Origin of the sequence: Pseudomonas syringae (assembly GCF_023278085.1) — a bacterium.
Taxonomy (GTDB): Bacteria; Pseudomonadota; Gammaproteobacteria; order Pseudomonadales; family Pseudomonadaceae; genus Aquipseudomonas; species Aquipseudomonas syringae_Q.
On the sequence record NZ_CP066265.1, the window covers coordinates 3,789,276 to 3,807,956 of the forward strand.

An 18,681-nucleotide genomic window follows, 5' to 3' on the forward strand; every position below is an offset into this window, starting at 1 on the left:
AAAATACAAACGAAGGGCGGGATTGTAACGGCCTCCGGCAGAAACGTCAGTCCTGAAGCAAACCGATCGACGACGACAGCGTTGCGCCGAGAATCATCCCGGCACGTGCTTCATGGGCAGCACGCACAGGTGCGAAAGAACGCCGATGAATGGGCGTAGGGCCCAGTCGGGCCAGCGCTTCCAGATGCACCGGCGTAGGATAACCCTTGTGCCCGCCGATGCCATAACCCGGATAGACCAGATCAAACGCGGCCATTTCCCGGTCGCGGCTCACCTTGGCCAGAATCGATGCCGCAGCGATGGCCGGTACTTTGGCATCGCCCTGCACCACCGGCGCAGAAGGTACGGACAATTGCGGGCAGCGATTACCGTCGATCAGCGCCAGTCTTGGCGTGATCACCAGGCCTTCGACTGCACGTTTCATGGCCAGCATCGTGGCGTGCAAAATGTTCAGTTGATCGATTTCTTCGACATCGGCCCGGGCGATGAACCAACACAGGGCTTTTTCCTGAATCTCGACAAACAGCTTTTCCCGTTTGGCCTGGGTCAGCTTTTTCGAGTCGTTCAGCCCGAGGATGGGTCTGGCCGGGTCAAGAATGACCGCAGCCGTGACCACGGCACCGCACAGCGGGCCGCGCCCGACTTCATCAACACCCGCGACCAGATCTTCGACCAAGGTGAAATCCAGACCTGTCTGCATGATAGGCGAACTCACAGTGTGGGCGACTGGCCAAGCAGGCCCAGTACCGCATCAGCCGCCTGATTGGAGGCGTCACGCCGCAGCACCCGATGAATCTCGTCAAAGCCTGCGGTCTGTGCATGGCCGTCGTCGATCAACGGCAACAGCGTCCGGGCCAGCGTCTCAGCGGTGGCATCATCCTGAAGCAACTCAGGTACCAGCAACCGCTGAGCAAGGAGATTGGGCAGCGACACGTAAGGGCTTTTGACCAGCCGTTTAAGTATCCAGAACGTCAGCGGTGCCATCCGATAGGCGACGACCATCGGCCGCTTGTAAAGCAGCGCTTCCAGCGTGGCAGTGCCGGAGGCAATAAGCACTGCATCACAGGCGGCCAGTGCGATGTGCGACTGACCGTCCAGCAACGTGACGGGCAAGTTGCGGCCCTGCAACAGCGCTTCGACCTGGACACGCCGTTGCGGGTTGGCACAGGGCAACACGAACCGCACGGTGGGTCGCTCGGCCAGCAAACGCTCGGCAGTATCAAAGAACAGGCCGCCAAGACGACCGACTTCACCGCCACGGCTGCCCGGCATCAGCGCAACAACCGGGCCCTGCGCGGCAAAGCCCAGTTGAGCGCGCGCAGCGGCCTGATCGGATTCGAGGGGAATGGTATCGGCCAGCGGATGACCGACAAACCGCACCGGCACGCCCTTCTCTTCGTAGAAACGCGCTTCGAACGGCAGCAGGGTCAGCATCAGGTCGCAGCCTTCGCGAATATTCAAGACACGCTTCTGGCGCCAGGCCCAGACTGACGGGCTGACGTAGTGGACGGTCTTGATGCCGGCGCGGCGCAATTGCAGCTCGATATTGAGCGTGAAGTCAGGCGCATCAATACCGATGAATACGTCCGGTTTCTCGTTGATCAGCGTCTGGACCAGCAATTTGCGTCTGGCCAACAGCTCACGCAGACGCCCCAGCACTTCAACCAGCCCCATTACCGACAGACGTTCCATCGGAAAATACGACTGCATGCCTTCCGCTTCCATCAGCGGTCCACCCACGCCGATGAACTGAACATCGGGGTGGCGTACTCTGATGGCGCGCATCAGACCGGAGCCGAGAATATCGCCGGAGGCCTCGCCAGCGACCAGCGCAATGCGTAATGGGCTGGTCATGATTAACGAATGATGCCGCGAGTCGATGTCTGGATGGACTCGAGGAACACTGCGACTTCAGGAAACTGTGCCGCAGGTTCGGCCAGCTCGGTCAGCGCCTGGGCAATGGTCAGCCCTTGCCGATAGACGGTTTTGTAAGCTCTACGCAGCGCATGAATGGCTTCCTCGGAGAAGCCGCGACGACGCATGCCTTCGAAATTCATGCTGCGCGCCTCGGCCGGGTTACCGAACACTGTGACAAACGCAGGAACGTCCTTGCCGATGGCAGTGCCCATTCCGGAAAAGCTGTGGGCGCCGATATGGCAGAACTGATGCACAAGGGTGAAACCGGACAGAATCGCCCAGTCATCAACATGAACATGGCCGGCCAACGCGGTGTTATTGACCAGAATCACGTGATTGCCGATCACACTGTCATGACCGATATGCGCATAAGCCATGATCAGATTGTGATCACCCAGGGTGGTTTCAGCGCGATCCTGAATGGTGCCACGATGGATGGTCACGCCTTCGCGAATCACATTGTGATCACCGATCACCAGGCGGGTCTCTTCGCCCTTGTACTTGAGATCAGGCGTGTCTTCGCCCACCGATGAAAACTGGTAGATGCGGTTATGCTTGCCGATCTTCGTTGGCCCCTTGAGGACAACGTGCGGACCGATGACTGTACCCTCGCCAATTTCCACACCGGCTCCGATGATCGACCAAGGGCCGACCTCAACGTTGTCGGCCAGAACGGCCGTCGGATCGATGATTGCGCGAGAGTCAATCAAACTCATAGTTTACGTTCCGCACAAATGATTTCGGCGGAGCATACAGCCTTGCCATCAACGGTCGCCTTGCATTCGAACTTCCAGATCTGACGCTTGCTGCTCAGGAACTTCGCCTCGAGAACCAGCTGGTCGCCCGGCAGAACCGGCTGACGGAAACGCAGTTTGTCCGAACCGACGAAATAATAGAGCGTGCCGTCCGACGGCTTGGAGTCGAGCATCTTGAATGCGAGGATACCGGCAGCCTGTGCCATCGCTTCGATGATCAGCACGCCCGGCATGATGGGATGCTCAGGGAAGTGACCGTTGAAAAAAGGCTCATTGACGCTGACATTCTTGTAGGCGCGAATGTTCTTGTTCTCGATATCCAGCTCGGTCACACGATCCACCAGCAGGAACGGGTAACGATGAGGCAGGTATTCGCGAATTTCTTTGATGTCCATCATTTCGAGGGGAAGCCTGTAGTAAAGATTAGGAGTGCGTCGCGACTGCGCAGCACCCCTCTACATCAAGGAGGCAGTTTATCGACTGAGCACGCTTGATATTAAAAAGGTATCAGCCATCAGATGAGCGATTACCCGAGGAGGTCACCGTCTCTACAACCTTTTCGAGCTTTTGCAGACGTCGCGCCATATCGTCGATCTTGCGCAGACGAGCTGCACTCTTGCGCCATTCGTCCGCTGGCTGCATAGCCGTACCCGAGGAGTAGGAACCCGGCTCGGTGATGGAATGCGTGACCATGGTCATACCCGTGATGTAAACACCATCGCAAATATCGATATGCCCCACCAGACCGACACCACCCGCCAGCATGCAATGCTTGCCGATTCTGGTGCTTCCAGAGATACCGACACACGCAGCCATCGCCGTGTGATCGCCGACCTGCACGTTATGGGCAATCTGAATCTGGTTGTCCAGTTTGACGCCATTGCCAATTCGCGTATCAGCCAGCGCACCCCGATCGATTGCCGTATTGACGCCAACCTCAACGTCATCACCGAGGGTGACGCCACCGATCTGTGCAACCTTTTGGTAGATACCGTTATCCTTGGCAAAGCCAAAGCCTTCGCCACCCAGTACGGCACCCGACTGAATGACCACGCGCTTGCCAATGCGCACATCGTGATAAAGCGTTACCCGAGGGGCCAGCCAGCCGCCCTCACCGATCTCGCAGCGAGCGCCGATGAAGCAGTGAGCACCGATGGTGACACCTGCTGCAATACGCACACCGCTCTCGATCACCGCAAAAGCGCCAATGCTGGCAGCAGGATCAATCAGTGCATCTGCGGCAATCACAGCAGTCGGATGAACGCCTGCGCTACTTTTAGGTTTGGGGTCGAAAAAATGCGAAATGCGCGCGTAGGCCAGATAAGTATCAGGAACCACCAGCGCATTACCGGTGTAACCGTCGGCGTCTGCAGGCTTGAGCAGCACGGCAGCGGCCTGGGTATCGACCAGTAATTTACGATACTTGGGATTTGCCAGGAAACTGACTTGGCCAGGGCCGGCGTCTTGCAAAGTCGCCAGCCCGGTGATTTCGATATCCTTGTCGCCACGTAAAGTGGCACCAAGGAACTCGGCCAGCTGGCCGAGCTTGATGGTTATGCTCATGATTACTTCAGCTGGTTCATGCGCTCGATGACCTGGCGAGTCACGTCATACTGAGGCTTGACGTCAATCACTGCACCGCGCTCGAAGACCAGATCGAAACCACCCTTCTTGATGACTTCTTCAACAGCCTGATCCAGCTTCGGCTTGAGTTGCTTGAGCATTTCACGGTCGGCAACTGCCTTGGCTTCGTTCAGTTCCTTGGACTGGAACTGGAAGTCGCGGGCCTTTTGCTTGAACTCAAGCTCCAGACGCTCGCGCTCAGGCTGAGCCATCTTGTCGCCACCGCTTACCAGGCGATCCTGAATACCCTTGGCGCTGCTTTCCAGGCTTTTCAGCTTGGTCAGTTGCGGCCCGAATTTCTTCTCGGCATCTACTGCGTAACGCTTGGCGGCGTCTGATTCCAGCAGGGCCATCTGATAGTTCAGTACCGCAATCTTCATGTCAGCAAATGCAGGGCTGGCGACCAATACGGTGGCCAGCATTACCAGTTGAGTCAACTTACGCACAATACAACTCCTACAAAATTCGTTGCGTTATCAAAGATCAGACGCTTAGAAAGTCTGACCCAGGGAGAATTGGAAGACCTGAGTTTCTGCTTCGTCGTCCGGCTTCTTGATCGGCATCGCCAAGGCGAAGCTGAGAGGGCCGAGCGCAGTGATCCAGGTGACGCCGATACCTACAGAGCTGGCCATACCGGAAAGGTCGATGTCGTTGCATTCGACTTTCTTGCCATTGCCTGAGGTCTTGGTGGAGTCGCACTTGGTATCAAATACGTTACCGACGTCCCAGAAAACAGAGGTACGCAGGGAACGCTGGTCCTTGACGAATGGCAGCGGGAACATGACTTCTACGCCACCCTGTACCAGAGCGTTGCCGCCGAATGGAAGTGGGTCTTGATCCGGATCCCTAGCTGTTCCATTTTTGCCTGTGCTTGGAGTACTACGCGGACCAAGCGTGCTGTCCTTGAAGCCACGAACCGAGTTGAAGCCACCGGCATAGTAGTTCTCGTAGAACGGCAGACCCGAGGTTGAACCATAGCCATCGCCATAACCCAGTTCGGTGTGCAGACGCAGGGTGTAATTGTCGGTGATCGGATGGAAGTACTGAGCACGGTAATCCAGCTTGAAGAACGACAGGTCGCTGCCCGGCAAGGTGGATTCGAACACCAGACTTTGCGAGTGACCACGGGTCGCCAGCACGCCTTTGTTCAGGGTCGATTCAGACCAGCCGACAGAACCCTTGAAGTTCAGATACTTGTCACCTTCGCGGTTAACGAAGTCAAAAATTTCGTCAACGGTGTATTTGCCAGTCTTGATCTCATCCTGCTGCACGGTCAGGCCGTAGGTCAGGCGCGAGGTTTCGCTGATCGGGTAGCCGAGGTTGATACCGGCACCCAGGCTGTCTACTGCGTAGCTTGCCACATCAACGTCGAGGTCATCGTAGTTGGTGGTGCGGTAGAACGCGCTGTAACCCAGGCTGACACCGTCCGGCGTGTAGTACGGATCGACATAGCTGAAGTTGTAACGGCTCTGGTATTCACTGCGGGTCAGACCGATGCTGACCTTGTTACCCGTACCCAGGAAGTTGTTCTGGCTGATCGAACCACCCAGGATCAGGCCGGCACTCTGTGCGAAGCCGACGCTAGCGGTGATAGAACCGGAAGCCTGTTCTTCAACGGCGTAGTTCACGTCAACCTGATCGTCGGTGCCCGGAACAGGCGGCGTTTCGACGTTGACTTCCTTGAAGAAGCCCAGGCGATCAAGACGGGTTTTCGACTGGTCGATCAGGTAGGTAGAAGCCCAGCCGCCTTCCATCTGACGCATTTCGCGACGCAGCACTTCGTCTTCCGACTTGGTGTTGCCGCGGTAGTTGATGCGATTGACGTAGGCACGCTTGCCCGGATCGACAACAAACGTGATGTCGACCGTGTGATCTTCGTTGTTCGGCGTCGGCACACCGTTGACGTTGGCGAAGGTATAGCCTTCGTTACCCAGACGACGGGTAATCAGCTCGGACGTCGTGGTCATGACCTTGCGCGAGAACACCTGCCCTGGCTGGACCAGCAACAGGGATTTGACCTGATCTTCAGGTACTTTCAGGTCGCCGCTGAGCTTGACCGACTTGACGCTGTACTTCTCGCCTTCGTTGACGTTGACCGTGATGTAGACGTTCTTCTTGTCAGGCGTGATCGAGACCTGGGTCGAGGCGATATCCATATTGATATAGCCGCGATCGAGGTAGTACGAACGCAGACGCTCAAGGTCGCCGGACAGCTTCTCGCGAGCATACTTGTCGTCGTTCTTGAAGAACGAGAGCCAGTTGCTGGTCTTGAGTTCGAACAGATCGGTCAGGTCTTCGTCGGAGAAAACCGTGTTGCCGACCACGTTGATGTGCTGAATGGAGGCAACGGTGCCTTCATTGATATCGATCTTCAGACCCACGCGGTTACGCGGCTGAGGTACGACCTCGGCGTCAACCGTAGCGGAGTAACGGCCTTGGGCAACGTATTGGCGTTGCAGCTCGTTACGCACACCTTCAAGGGTCGCACGCTGGAAAATTTCACCCTCGGCAAGACCGGACTGTTTCAGGCCTTTCATCAGGTCTTCAGTCGAGATGGCCTTGTTGCCCTCGATTTCGATGCTGGCAACCGACGGGCGCTCAACGACGTTGATGACCAGCACATTGCCGTCACGACCCAGCTGGATGTCTTGAAAGAAACCGGTTTTGAACAACGAACGGGTAGCATCGACCAGACGACCGTCATCCGCCTGCTCGCCTACGTTCAGCGGCAACGCACCAAAGACACTGCCGGCGGAAACCCGCTGCAGGCCGTTGACACGGATATCGGAGATGGTGAAGGACTCGGCGTGAACTTCAGCGATCATCAGTGCGGAAAGAACCGCAGTTAGCAGCAGACGTTTCATGAAGTCCTTTCTTATTCCAACTGGCAATAAACAAACTGCCGCAAAATGCGGCAGATTCGCAACTCGGCAACGCTTTACAATCGGCCCAGATCGTTGACCAGTGCGAGCAACATGACGCCCACCACCAGACTGATACCGATCTGTGCACCCCAACCTTGTACCCTTTCCGAAAGGGGACGACCACGCGCCCACTCGATCAGATAAAACAGCAAATGCCCACCGTCAAGGACGGGAATGGGCAGCAGATTCAGAACCCCGAGGCTTATGCTCAGATAAGCGAGGAAGTTCAAAAAATCTCCAATGCCCGACTGGGCCGAAGCGCCCGCCACTTTAGCAATGGTTATCGGTCCACTCAAGTTTTTTACCGAGAGCTCGCCGAACAACATTTTCTTGAGCGAGTCCAAAGTCAGCACGCTCATGCTCCAGGTGCGCTTTACACCCTCGGCCATGGCGGCGAAAGGACCGTAACTGACCTCTCGCAGCATTTCCGGTGGCCAATCGACAGCTTTTACCCCGGCCCCCAGATAACCTGCGGCGGCCTTGCCCTCACCCTTGGCCGCGAGGGTCACCGGCACGTCCATTTGCACGCCGTCACGCTCGATGCGCAGCGACACTTTGGCTTCTGGCCGCTCGCGCACCCGGTCGACAACCTGCTGCCATTCATTGAGCGGCTGACCGTCCATCGAAATCAGACGATCACCTGTCTTGAGGCCGGCACTCTGAGCCGGGCCTTTCGGATCGATCTCTGCCAGCACTGGCAACAAGGCCGGGCGCCACGGGCGGATACCGAGCGATTTGATCGGATCAGGCTCCTCGGCGCCTCTGAGCCAGTCATTCAGCACCAGCTCGCGGGAGGTATCGACGGTCGAGCCCTGATCCCGGACTTTGAACGCGATGGTACCGCTCTCTCCCAGTCGACGAACCAGCTGCAGGTTGACAGCAGCCCAGCCGGAGGTCGGCTCACCATCAACTGCAACGATTTCCTGCCCGGACGTCAAACCGGCCTGCTGAGCGATACTTCCGGACTCGACATTACCGATAACCGGGCGAACCTGTTCGCTGCCCATCATCGCCAATACCCAGAAAAAGGCGATGGCCAGCAGGAAGTTGGCAGTCGGGCCGGCAATCACGATGGCGATGCGCTGCCCCACGGTCTTGCGGTTGAAGGACTGATCAGCCAGTTCGGGCGGAACATTACCCTCACGCTCATCAAGCATCTTCACGTAGCCGCCCAGCGGAATCGCGGCAATCACGTACTCGGTGCCCTGACGGTCGTGCCAGCGGACCAGCGGCATACCGAAGCCCACCGAAAAACGCAGTACCTTGACGCCACAACGCCGAGCCACCCAAAAGTGGCCGAATTCGTGGAAGGTCACCAACACACCCAGAGCAATCAGGGTGCCGAGAATCATGTATAGAGCGCTCATCCGTTTTCTCCAGGTACCGACTGGTCGGTCAGCGTGTTAATCATTACAAGCCTCCGAGGCCTGCCATTGACGCACCACAGCATCCCTTTCGTTCATTCCTTGGCGTATCACTACCGGCCGCTTCTTTCAAGCCACTGCCCTGCCCGCAAACGCGCTTTCGCATCCACTGCAAAAACCGTATCAAGCGCTTCGACAGCGATCACGGGCTCCTGATTCAGGACGTCCTCGATGATACCGGCGATTTCCAGGTAGCGAATACGCCGCTCAAGAAATGCCGCAACAGCCACTTCATTGGCTGCATTGAGCATGGCGGGCGCGCTGCCCCCTGCTTCTGCCGCCTGCCTGGCCAGCCGCAGGCACGGAAAACGCCCTTCGTCTGGCTGCTGGAAATCCAGTTGCCCGATCTTGAACAGGTCCAGCGGCGCTACGCCGGAGTCTACACGCGCAGGCCAGGCCAGTGCATTGGCGATTGGTGTACGCATGTCGGGATTACCCAACTGGGCCAGAACCGAGCCATCAACATAGTCGACCAGCGAGTGGATCACGCTCTGGGGGTGGATCACAACCTCGATCTGATCAGGGCGGGCATCGAACAACCAGCAGGCTTCGATCAACTCGAGCCCTTTGTTCATCATCGTGGCCGAGTCCACGGAAATCTTGCGCCCCATCGACCAGACCGGATGGGCACAGGCCTGCTCGGGGGTTACATCCTGCAACTGATCGAGCGCCGTTTCACGGAACGGACCGCCCGAAGCAGTCAGCATGATACGCCGGACCCCCACAGCGCCCAGGCCGCGCGAAAAATCGGCAGGCAGGCACTGAAAGATCGCATTGTGTTCGCTGTCGATAGGCAGCAGCACCGCGCCGCTGCGCTGTACGGCCTGCATGAACAAGGCGCCGGACATGACCAGCGCTTCCTTGTTGGCCAGCAGCACCTTCTTGCCTGCCTCCACAGCAGCAAGGGTCGGACGCAAGCCGGCTGCCCCGACGATGGCAGCCATTACCGCATCGACCCGAGGATGCGCCGCCACCTCGCACAGACCGCTTTCCCCTACCAGTACACGAGTATCCAGACCGGCAGCGGCAAGGTCGTCCTGCAATTTACGGGCTACCACCTGATCCGGCACCACGGCGTATTGCGGCGTGTGCCGCACGCACAAGGCCAGCAGCTCATCCAGACGACTGTAGCCGGTCAGCGCGAACACCCGATACAAAGCGGGATGGCGCGCGACCACATCCAGCGTACTCAGGCCGATGGAACCGGTGGCCCCCAGAATGGTGATCTGTTGCGGACCACTCACATGACACCCCAGTCAGCAGCCCAGAGCAGCACTGCAAATACCGGGATAGCCGCCGTCAGGCTGTCAATACGGTCCAGCACACCGCCGTGACCCGGCAGCAGATTACTGCTGTCCTTGACCCCGGACTGGCGCTTGAACATGCTTTCGGTCAGATCACCGATCACCGAGATGAATACGATCACCGCAGCACCCAGCAGAGCGGCAATGAACTGGATAACGGACCAGTCACGGGAAATACCCACCGCAGCCGTAATACCCAGACTGACCACCAGACCGCCGTATACGCCCTCCCAGCTTTTGCCCGGGCTTACCTTGGGTGCGAGCTTGCGCTTGCCGAATGCCTTGCCGGAAAAATAGGCACCGATGTCAGCCGCCCACACCAGCACCATGACCGACAGAATCAGCCAGTTGCCCAGCGGCCACTGCTTGATCAGCACCAGCCCCTGCCAGGCAGGCAGCAAAATCAGCAGACCGATCACCAGCTTGCACACGGCACTCGCCCAGTGACTGCTGGAATCGGGATAAGTGAGCACCAGGAACGTCGCCACACCCCACCAGATGACCGCGGCGACCAGTACCCAGGGTTCAAGCCCCGGCAGCAGGTACATCAGAAAAAGCAGGACAGCGACCACCGCTGCATAGCCGATGCGCATCGACTGAGCGGCAAAGCCCGCCAGTCGCGCCCATTCCCAGGCACCCAGAACGACGACCACCCCGATAAACAGGGCGAAATACATGCCGGTCAGCAGGAAGAAACCGCACAGGGCGATCGGCAACAGGATGAGTGCCGTGATGATCCGTTGTTTCAACATTAAGCCCGGGCTCCAGCTTCTACCTGTTCGCTGGTTTTACCGAAGCGACGTTGGCGAGAAGCGAAATCTGCCAGCGCAGCGCGCATGGCATCGTGTTTGAAGTCCGGCCAGAACAGGTCGGAGAAGTACAGCTCGGCATAGGCGAGCTGCCAAAGCAGGAAATTGCTGATGCGGTGCTCGCCACCAGTGCGAATGCACAGGTCCGGCAGCGGCAGATCACCGGTGGCCAGACAGGCCTGCAGCAGCTCGGGCGTGATCTCGTCCGGCTGCAAATGCCCGGCCTGAACTTCGCGTGCCAGTCGTTGAGCGGCCTGTGCAATGTCCCACTGGCCGCCGTAATTGGCGGCAATCTGCAGCACGAAGCGACGATTGCCTGACGTGCGCACCTCGGCCTCACGCATCGCTGCCTGAAGTTCGGGATGAAAACGCGAACGATCGCCAATGATGCGCAGACTGATGTCATTTTCGTTCAAGCGCTTGGTTTCACGCCTCAAAGCCGTGAAAAACAGCTCCATCAGCGCTCCCACCTCTTCGGCGGGGCGCTGCCAGTTTTCACTGGAGAACGCGAACAACGTCAACACTTCGACCTTGGCTTCGGCACAGACCTCGATAACGGCACGCACAGCGTCGACGCCCGCCTTGTGGCCTGCAACGCCTGGCAACAGACGCTTTTTCGCCCAGCGATTATTACCATCCATGATAATCGCGACGTGACGCGGCACCGATGAAGGTGCGGCCGGTTTTATTTTTTCCATGAAAGCGTCCGAAACCTTATACAGCCATCAGATCAGCTTCTTTCTGCTTCACAGCAGCTTCGATTTCCGCCACGAACTTGTCAGTCAGCTTCTGGACATCGTCTGCCGCACGACGCTCTTCGTCTTCGCTGATTTCCTTGTCCTTGACCAGGTCTTTCAACTGGCTCAGGGCATCACGACGAATGTTGCGGACAGCAACGCGGGCATCTTCAGCAGCGTCGCGAGCCTGCTTGGTGAAGCCCTTGCGGGTTTCTTCAGTCAGCGCCGGCATCGAGATAAGCAGCAGCTCGCCGAGGTTGGTCGGGTTGAAGCCCAGACCGGAGCTCTGGATAGCCTTGTCGACGGCCGCCAGCATGTTGCGCTCGAACGCCACGACCTGCAGGGTGCGCGAGTCCTTGACGGTCACGTTGGCAACCTGGCTCAACGGCGTATCGGCACCGTAGTAAGGAACCATGACGCCACCCAGGATGCTTGGGTGTGCCTTGCCGGTACGGATCCGGGTGAAGGCGTGGGCCAGCGATTCCAGGCTCTTCTGCATGCGAACCTGAGCGTCTTTCTTGATTTCATTGATCATTGTTGGGCTTCCTCGATCAGGGTTCCTTCAGCGCCACCATGGACGATATTCAGAAGGGCACCCGGCTTGTTCATGTTGAAGACGCGCAGCGGCATCTTGTGATCGCGACACAGACAGATAGCGGTCAGATCCATCACACCCAGCTTGCGATCCAGCACTTCATCGTAAGTCAGATGATCGAACTTCTCGGCATTCGGGTCCTTGAATGGATCTGCGGTGTACACACCATCGACCTTGGTCGCCTTGAGCACCACGTCGGCGTCGATCTCGATAGCGCGCAGGCACGCTGCCGAATCGGTGGTGAAGAACGGATTACCCGTACCCGCCGCGAAGATCACTACTTCCTTGGCGCTGAGATGGCGCATCGCCTTGCGACGATCATAGTGATCGGTGACGCCTACCATCGAAATGGCGGACATGACGATCGCTGTGATATTAGCGCGCTCGAGCGCATCGCGCATGGCCAGGGCGTTCATCACAGTGGCCAGCATGCCCATGTGGTCGCCTGTTACCCGATCCATACCGGCAGCGCTCAGGGCTGCACCACGAAACAGGTTGCCGCCACCGATGACCAGACCGACCTGGACGCCGATACCGACCAGTTGGCCGACTTCCAGCGCCATGCGGTCCAGAACCTTGGGGTCGATGCCGAACTCTTCGGAGCCCATGAGGGCCTCGCCGCTAAGCTTGAGTAGAATGCGTTTATAGCGAGCCTGATAACCACTGCCCTGCTGAGCCATTGCGAATCTCTCCTGCGGCGTTTTCTGAAAAAAATCTGTGCTGGCTATTTCAAGCCTGCGCTTACTTTAGCTCGACGCTGTGCGAGCGTCGGGAGAATGCAGCCTTGCGGGCACAATCTCCAAGGAAAAAATTCCTTTGCTCTTTCGACAAAGAGGCCGCACGCGTGAGCGGGCAGCCTCTTTGGGGCGACAGTTTGAAAAACCGTCTTACTGCTTGGCGGCAGCCAGCTGGGCGGCAACTTCGTCAGCGAAGTTGTCGACCGGCTTCTCGATGCCTTCGCCTACTTTGAAGTAGGTGAAAGAAACGATTTCAGCGCCAGCTTTCTTGGCCAGTTCACCGACCTTGACTTCCGGGTTCTTGACGAACGCCTGCTCGACCAGGCTGGCTTCTGCCAGGAACTTGGTGATACGACCGCCAACCATCTTCTCGACGATTTCAGCCGGCTTGCCTTTGATCTTGTCTTCGTTCAATTGCAGGAAGACATTCTTCTCGCGCTCGATCGCTTCGGCAGAAACTTCCGAAGGGAACAGGAACTCAGGGTTGCTCGCCGCTACGTGCATGGCGATGTCTTTAGCCAGATCGACGTTGCCGCCTTTCAGGGTCACAACCACACCGATCTTGTTGCCGTGCAGGTAAGTACCTACCACGTCACCTTCGATGCGCTTCAGACGACGAATGTTGACGTTTTCGCCAACCTTGCCGACCAGTACCAGACGTGCTGCTTCCTGAGCTTCGATCAGCGGAGCAACGTCGGTCATTTTGTCAGCAAAGGCTTTTTCGACGCTGGCAGCGACGAAGTTCTTGAAGTCGTCCTGCAAGGCCAGGAAGTCGGTCTGCGAGTTGACTTCGATGATGACAGCAGCCTTGCCGTCGTCCTTGATGGCGATGGCGCCTTCAGCAGCCACGTTGCCTGCTTTCTTGGCAGCCTTGATGGCGCCGGAAGCACGCATGTCGTCGATTGCCTTTTCGATGTCGCCGCCAGCCTTGGTCAAGGCCTTTTTGCAATCCATCATGCCTTCGCCGGTACGCTCGCGCAGTTCTTTGACCAACGCTGCAGTAATCTCTGCCATTTCAAAATCCTCTTGGATAGGTCTTCAACCATTCCACCCGGCTGCCCGGGCGTGCAATTCTTGAAAAATCAGGGTGGCAGCAACACATGACAACAAGGCCGTGGCTGCAAGCCGACAAATCATTTCCGAGGTGGCAAAAAGGGGGCTAAGCCCCCTTTTCGCGTACTGAGTAAACGCCAGGCGTTTTTACTCAGCCTTCTACAGCTGCTGCAGCTGGAGCTTCTTCGACGAAGACGTCGGTGCCGCCAGCAACATTGTTACGACCACGGATAACAGCGTCAGCCATCGAACCCATGTACAGCTGGATAGCGCGGATTGCGTCATCGTTGCCCGGGATGATGTAGTCAACGCCTTCCGGGCTGCTGTTGGTATCGACAACGCCGATAACCGGGATGCCCAGCTTGTTGGCTTCGGTGATCGCGATGCGCTCGTGATCAACGTCGATAACGAACAGTGCGTCTGGCAGACCGCCCATGTCCTTGATACCACCCAGGCTGCGATCCAGTTTTTCCAGATCACGGGTGCGCATCAGGGCTTCTTTCTTGGTCAGCTTGGCGAAAGTACCGTCTTCGGACTGTACTTCCAGCTCGCGCAGACGTTTGATCGACTGACGGATGGTCTTGAAGTTGGTCAGCATGCCGCCCAACCAGCGATGGTCGACGTACGGCGAACCGCAACGTGCTGCTTCTTCAGCAACGATCTTGCCAGCGGAACGCTTGGTGCCGACGAACAGAATCTTGTTTTTGCCCGAAGCCAGGCGCTCAACGAAAGTCAAAGCTTCGTTGAACATAGGCAGGGTTTTTTCAAGGTTGATGATGTGGATCTTGTTACGCGCGCCGAAAATGTACTTACCCATTTTCGGGTTCCAGTAACGGGTTTGGTGACCGAAGTGCACACCGGCCTTCAGCATATCGCGCATATTGACTTGGGACATGATAGTTCCTTGATAAGTCGGGTTAGGCCTCCACGTATCCCAATGACCAACCAGTGGCATAAAGCCAAGGGCACCCAGGTCATCGTGTCGACACGTGTGTGGGTTTGTGCTTCGAAGGCGGACCTTGGAAAGCGGCGCATTTTATATCACAAAAGGGAAGAGAACGGAACTCCCATCAAGTTCTTGTTTTACTTTGTATTTAGTCGCCTCCGCCATGAGCCATCGAATGCCTGCAGGAACGCCTATAGAAGGAAGCGATGATCACCCGGCGCAGGCGGTCTGATAGAATTGCGGCTTTGCGCACCAGCCGCGTGCCAGCCACGTCGAGAGATTCTGTATGACCATCACCCTCAAAACTCCGGAAGACATCGAAAAGATGCGCATCGCCGGCCGTCTGGCCGCCGAGGTTCTGGAAATGATCGCCCCCTACGTCAAGCCCGGCGTGACCACCGAAGAGCTCGATCGCATCTGCCATGACTATATCGTCAACGAACAGAAGGCGATTCCGGCTCCGCTGAATTACCGGGGCTTCCCCAAGTCGATCTGTACGTCGATCAATCAGGTGGTCTGCCACGGCATCCCGAGCGACAAGAAGCTCAAGGACGGCGATTCGCTGAACATCGACGTTACCGTCATCAAGGACGGCTACCACGGCGACACCAGCAGAATGTTCCATGTCGGCACCGTCCCGGTGTGGGCCGAACGTCTGTCGAAAGTGACTCAGGAATGCCTGTACAAGGCCATCGAGATCGTCAAGCCGGGGACTCACCTGGGTGACATCGGCGCCATCATCCAGAAACACGCGGAAAAGAACGGCTTTTCTGTGGTGCGCGACTTCTGCGGCCATGGCATTGGCAAGGTGTTTCACGAAGAGCCGCAGATCATGCACTTCGGCGAAGCAGGCACCGGCATCCAGCTGAAGGAAGGCATGACCTTCACCATCGAGCCCATGATCAATCAGGGCCGCCCGGAAACCAAGATTCTTGGCGATGGCTGGACGGCCATCACCAAGGACCGCAAACTTTCGGCGCAATGGGAACACACGCTGCTGGTGACCGCCGACGGTTACGAAATCTTCACTTTACGCAGCGACGACACCATTGCACAAAAGGCTCCCTGACCCGAGTCTGCATGGCTGAATACCCGATTGAACACCCGCACCGCCCGACATGAGGAATGCAGCTCCATGCCGCAAGTAGACCCAGACCTGTTCGATCGCGGCCAGTTCCAGGCTGAACTGGCCTTGAAAGCCAGCCCCATCGCGGCTTTCAAGAAAGCCATCCGCCGCGCCAGAGAAGTGCTAGATGAGCGTTTCAGGGCGGGCCGTGACATTCGGCGGCTGATCGAGGATCGGGCCTGGTTCGTGGACAACATCCTGCAAAAGGCCTGGGACCAGTTCAACTGGAGCGAGGACGCTGACATCGCGCTGCTGGCGGTAGGCGGTTATGGCCGTGGCGAACTGCACCCCTATTCGGACATCGATCTGCTTATCCTGCTGGACAGCGACGACCACGAGGTCTTCCGCGAGCCTATCGAGGGTTTTCTCACGCTGCTGTGGGACATTGGCCTGGAGGTCGGGCAAAGCGTGCGTTCTGTCGATGAGTGCGCCCAGGAAGGGCGGGCTGATCTGACGGTCATCACCAACCTGATGGAAAGCCGCACCATCGCCGGGCCTGAACACCTGCGCCAACGCATGCTGGAAGTCACCAGCACGCGGCATATGTGGCCGAGCAAGGATTTCTTCCTGGCCAAGCACGCAGAGCAGAAAAAGCGCCATCACAAGTACAACGACACTGAATACAACCTGGAGCCCAACGTCAAAGGCTCCCCCGGCGGGCTGCGGGATATCCAGACCATTCTCTGGGTTGCACGGCGCCAGTACGGCACGCTGAACCTGCACGCCCTGGCAGGCGAAGGTTTTCTGCTGGGCAGTGAAAACGCGTTGCTCGCCTCCTCTCAGGAATTCCTCTGGAAAGTGCGCTATGCGCTGCACATGCTGGCCGGACGTTCCGAAGACCGGCTGCTGTTCGACTACCAGCGCAGCATCGCCAGCCTGCTGGGCTATGAAGACAATGACGCCAAGCTCGCCATCGAGCGCTTCATGCAGAAGTACTATCGCGTGGTCATGAGCATCGCCGAACTGAGCGACCTGATCATCCAGCACTTCGAGGAAGTGATTCTTTCCGAGGACAGTGGTACGCCGCAGCCGATCAATTCGCGCTTCCAGCTGCATGACGGCTATATAGAAGCAACCCATGCGCACGTGTTCCAGCGCACTCCGTTCGCCATGCTCGAAATCTTTGTGCTGATGGCCCAGCATCCGGAGATCAAGGGGGTACGCGCCGATACCATTCGCCTGTTGCGCGAGCACCGGCACCTGATCAACGACGACTTCCGCAACGATATCCGCAATACCAGCCTGTTCATCGAGCTGTTCAAATGCGAGATGGGCATTCATCGCAACCTGCGACGCATGAACCGCTACGGCATTCTCGGCCTTTATCTGCCGGAGTTCGGCCATATCGTGGGGCAGATGCAGCACGACCTGTTCCACATCTATACCGTCGATGCGCACACGCTGAATCTGATCAAGCACCTGCGCAAGCTGCAATACACCGAAGTGTCGGAGAAATTTCCACTGGCCAGCAAGATCATGGCTCGCCTGCCCAAGGCAGAGCTTATCTACCTGGCCGGGCTCTACCACGACATCGGCAAGGGTCGTGGCGGCGATCATTCGGAGCTGGGCGCAGTGGACGCGCAAGCGTTCGGCAAGCGCCATCAACTGCCTGACTGGGACACCCGGCTGATCGTCTGGCTTGTGAGCAACCACCTTGTGATGTCGACCACTGCACAGCGCAAGGACTTGTCCGACCCGCAGGTCATTCATGATTTCGCCCAGTTCGTCGGTGACGAAGTGCATCTGGATTATCTGTATGTGCTGACCGTCGCCGACATCAACGCGACCAATCCGACCCTGTGGAATTCATGGCGCGCCAGCCTGTTGCGCCAGCTGTATACCGAAACCAAGCGCGCCCTGCGTCGCGGTCTGGAAAACCCGGTCGACCGTGAAGAGCAGATCCGCCGCACGCAGATCGCAGCACTGGATATCCTGGTGCGCAACGGCACCGATCCCGATGATGTCGAGCAGCTATGGTCGGCACTGGGTGACGATTACTTCCTGCGCCACACCGCCGGTGACGTGGCATGGCACAGCGACGCCATCCTGCAGCAACCCGCCGATGGCGGCCCGCTGGTGCTGATCAAGGAAACCACTCAGCGCGAATTCGAGGGTGGCACACAGATCTTCATTTACGCACCGGATCAGCACGACTTCTTCGCGGTGACCGTAGCGGCGATGGACCAGTTGAACCTGAACATTCACGATGCGCGCATCATTACCTCCAGCAGCCAGTTCACACTCGACACCTACATCGTGCTGGATCACGAAGGCGGCTCGATCGGCAACAATCCGGAGCGCATTCAGGATATCCGCGACGGCCTGACTGAAGCCCTGCACAACCCGGATGATTACCCGACGATCATCAAGCGACGCGTGCCCCGCCAGCTCAAGCACTTCGCGTTTGCGCCGCAGGTCACCATTCACAACGATGCGCAGCGCCCGGTGACTGTACTGGAACTGCTGGCCCCGGACCGACCCGGCCTGCTGGCCCGGGTCGGCAAGATCTTCCTGGAGTTCGACCTGTCCCTGCAGAACGCCAAGATTGCGACCCTGGGCGAACGCGTGGAAGACGTTTTCTTCATCACCGACGCCCACAATCAGCCCCTGTCCGATCCGCAACTGTGCAGCCAGTTGCAGGAAGCAATCGTCAAGCAACTGAGCGTCAATCCGGACGCTGGCGGCGATCTGCGGATCAGCATATGAACACTCGACCACACGAATCGGCTCA

General features: G+C 57.8%; 17 protein-coding genes. 2 read left to right on the forward strand and 15 right to left on the reverse strand.

Annotation, left to right across the window (positions count from 1 at the left end; genetic code table 11):
• Positions 1 to 46 precede the first annotated feature (46 nt).
• The 15 genes from rnhB to rpsB all read right to left on the reverse strand — a co-directional run bounded on the left by rnhB (position 47) and on the right by rpsB (position 14,773).
• A complete protein-coding gene (gene rnhB / locus I9H07_RS16895; protein ID WP_236425436.1) occupies positions 47 to 700 on the reverse strand; it encodes a ribonuclease HII in 654 nt (217 codons plus the stop codon).
• A gap of 11 nt (positions 701 to 711) precedes the next feature.
• Positions 712 to 1,854 carry a lipid-A-disaccharide synthase gene (gene lpxB / locus I9H07_RS16900; RefSeq protein WP_236425435.1) on the reverse strand — a complete coding sequence of 381 codons (1,143 nt, stop codon included), beginning with the start codon at positions 1,852 to 1,854 and terminating at the stop codon, positions 712 to 714.
• Between the two features lie 2 nt (positions 1,855 to 1,856).
• Complete coding sequence (gene lpxA, locus I9H07_RS16905) at positions 1,857 to 2,633, reverse strand: acyl-ACP--UDP-N-acetylglucosamine O-acyltransferase (RefSeq protein WP_024675629.1); 777 nt, start codon at positions 2,631 to 2,633, stop codon at positions 1,857 to 1,859.
• Positions 2,630 to 3,070, reverse strand: a complete 441-nt coding sequence (fabZ, locus tag I9H07_RS16910) for a 3-hydroxyacyl-ACP dehydratase FabZ (protein WP_002554719.1) — start codon at positions 3,068 to 3,070, stop codon at positions 2,630 to 2,632. Before fabZ ends, lpxA begins: the two co-directional genes overlap by 4 nt.
• Positions 3,071 to 3,179: 109 nt before the next feature.
• On the reverse strand, positions 3,180 to 4,235 hold the full coding sequence (gene lpxD, locus I9H07_RS16915; protein WP_024675630.1) for a UDP-3-O-(3-hydroxymyristoyl)glucosamine N-acyltransferase: 1,056 nt from the start codon (positions 4,233 to 4,235) through the stop codon (positions 3,180 to 3,182).
• 2 nt (positions 4,236 to 4,237) lie between these two features.
• Entirely contained in the window at positions 4,238 to 4,741 is a 504-nt protein-coding gene (locus tag I9H07_RS16920) for an OmpH family outer membrane protein (protein WP_003314303.1), read from the reverse strand.
• A 45-nt stretch (positions 4,742 to 4,786) separates the two neighbouring features.
• Positions 4,787 to 7,159, reverse strand: coding sequence for an outer membrane protein assembly factor BamA (gene bamA, locus I9H07_RS16925; protein WP_024675631.1), 2,373 nt, complete (start codon positions 7,157 to 7,159; stop codon positions 4,787 to 4,789).
• Positions 7,160 to 7,233: 74 nt separating this feature from the next.
• The gene (gene rseP, locus I9H07_RS16930; RefSeq protein WP_024675632.1) at positions 7,234 to 8,586 is read right to left on the reverse strand and encodes a sigma E protease regulator RseP; all 1,353 of its coding nucleotides are present in this window, start codon (positions 8,584 to 8,586) and stop codon (positions 7,234 to 7,236) included.
• Between the two features lie 110 nt (positions 8,587 to 8,696).
• Entirely contained in the window at positions 8,697 to 9,887 is a 1,191-nt protein-coding gene (gene ispC, locus I9H07_RS16935) for a 1-deoxy-D-xylulose-5-phosphate reductoisomerase (RefSeq protein ID WP_236425434.1), read from the reverse strand.
• A complete protein-coding gene (locus I9H07_RS16940; RefSeq protein ID WP_024675634.1) occupies positions 9,884 to 10,699 on the reverse strand; it encodes a phosphatidate cytidylyltransferase in 816 nt (271 codons plus the stop codon). The genes ispC and I9H07_RS16940 overlap by 4 nt, the downstream gene beginning before the upstream one ends.
• A complete protein-coding gene (gene uppS, locus I9H07_RS16945) occupies positions 10,699 to 11,454 on the reverse strand; it encodes a polyprenyl diphosphate synthase (RefSeq protein WP_024675635.1) in 756 nt (251 codons plus the stop codon). Before uppS ends, I9H07_RS16940 begins: the two co-directional genes overlap by 1 nt.
• 16 nt (positions 11,455 to 11,470) lie before the next feature.
• On the reverse strand, positions 11,471 to 12,028 hold the full coding sequence (gene frr, locus I9H07_RS16950; RefSeq protein WP_007250149.1) for a ribosome recycling factor: 558 nt from the start codon (positions 12,026 to 12,028) through the stop codon (positions 11,471 to 11,473).
• Complete coding sequence (gene pyrH, locus I9H07_RS16955; protein WP_007250148.1) at positions 12,025 to 12,768, reverse strand: UMP kinase; 744 nt, start codon at positions 12,766 to 12,768, stop codon at positions 12,025 to 12,027. The genes frr and pyrH overlap by 4 nt, the downstream gene beginning before the upstream one ends.
• 207 nt (positions 12,769 to 12,975) lie before the next feature.
• On the reverse strand, positions 12,976 to 13,839 hold the full coding sequence (gene tsf / locus I9H07_RS16960; protein WP_024675636.1) for a translation elongation factor Ts: 864 nt from the start codon (positions 13,837 to 13,839) through the stop codon (positions 12,976 to 12,978).
• A gap of 190 nt (positions 13,840 to 14,029) precedes the next feature.
• Complete coding sequence (gene rpsB / locus I9H07_RS16965; protein WP_002554730.1) at positions 14,030 to 14,773, reverse strand: 30S ribosomal protein S2; 744 nt, start codon at positions 14,771 to 14,773, stop codon at positions 14,030 to 14,032.
• A gap of 337 nt (positions 14,774 to 15,110) precedes the next feature.
• On the opposite strand from rpsB, the gene map reads away from it, so the two are divergent.
• Positions 15,111 to 15,893, forward strand: coding sequence for a type I methionyl aminopeptidase (gene map / locus I9H07_RS16970; protein WP_024675637.1), 783 nt, complete (start codon positions 15,111 to 15,113; stop codon positions 15,891 to 15,893).
• A 66-nt stretch (positions 15,894 to 15,959) separates the two neighbouring features.
• On the forward strand, positions 15,960 to 18,656 hold the full coding sequence (locus I9H07_RS16975; RefSeq protein ID WP_024675638.1) for a [protein-PII] uridylyltransferase: 2,697 nt from the start codon (positions 15,960 to 15,962) through the stop codon (positions 18,654 to 18,656).
• Positions 18,657 to 18,681 lie beyond the last annotated feature (25 nt).

Coding starts and splice junctions, on each gene's coding strand:
- rnhB (WP_236425436.1), bottom strand. CDS start 700: ATGCAGACAGGTCTGGATTTCACCTTGGTCGAAGATCTGGTCGCGGGT.
- lpxB (WP_236425435.1), bottom strand. CDS start 1,854: ATGACCAGCCCATTACGCATTGCGCTGGTCGCTGGCGAGGCCTCCGGC.
- lpxA (WP_024675629.1), bottom strand. CDS start 2,633: ATGAGTTTGATTGACTCTCGCGCAATCATCGATCCGACGGCCGTTCTG.
- fabZ (WP_002554719.1), bottom strand. CDS start 3,070: ATGATGGACATCAAAGAAATTCGCGAATACCTGCCTCATCGTTACCCG.
- lpxD (WP_024675630.1), bottom strand. CDS start 4,235: ATGAGCATAACCATCAAGCTCGGCCAGCTGGCCGAGTTCCTTGGTGCC.
- bamA (WP_024675631.1), bottom strand. CDS start 7,159: ATGAAACGTCTGCTGCTAACTGCGGTTCTTTCCGCACTGATGATCGCT.
- rseP (WP_024675632.1), bottom strand. CDS start 8,586: ATGAGCGCTCTATACATGATTCTCGGCACCCTGATTGCTCTGGGTGTG.
- I9H07_RS16940 (WP_024675634.1), bottom strand. CDS start 10,699: ATGTTGAAACAACGGATCATCACGGCACTCATCCTGTTGCCGATCGCC.
- uppS (WP_024675635.1), bottom strand. CDS start 11,454: ATGGAAAAAATAAAACCGGCCGCACCTTCATCGGTGCCGCGTCACGTC.
- frr (WP_007250149.1), bottom strand. CDS start 12,028: ATGATCAATGAAATCAAGAAAGACGCTCAGGTTCGCATGCAGAAGAGC.
- pyrH (WP_007250148.1), bottom strand. CDS start 12,768: ATGGCTCAGCAGGGCAGTGGTTATCAGGCTCGCTATAAACGCATTCTA.
- tsf (WP_024675636.1), bottom strand. CDS start 13,839: ATGGCAGAGATTACTGCAGCGTTGGTCAAAGAACTGCGCGAGCGTACC.
- rpsB (WP_002554730.1), bottom strand. CDS start 14,773: ATGTCCCAAGTCAATATGCGCGATATGCTGAAGGCCGGTGTGCACTTC.
- map (WP_024675637.1), top strand. CDS start 15,111: ATGACCATCACCCTCAAAACTCCGGAAGACATCGAAAAGATGCGCATC.
- I9H07_RS16975 (WP_024675638.1), top strand. CDS start 15,960: ATGCCGCAAGTAGACCCAGACCTGTTCGATCGCGGCCAGTTCCAGGCT.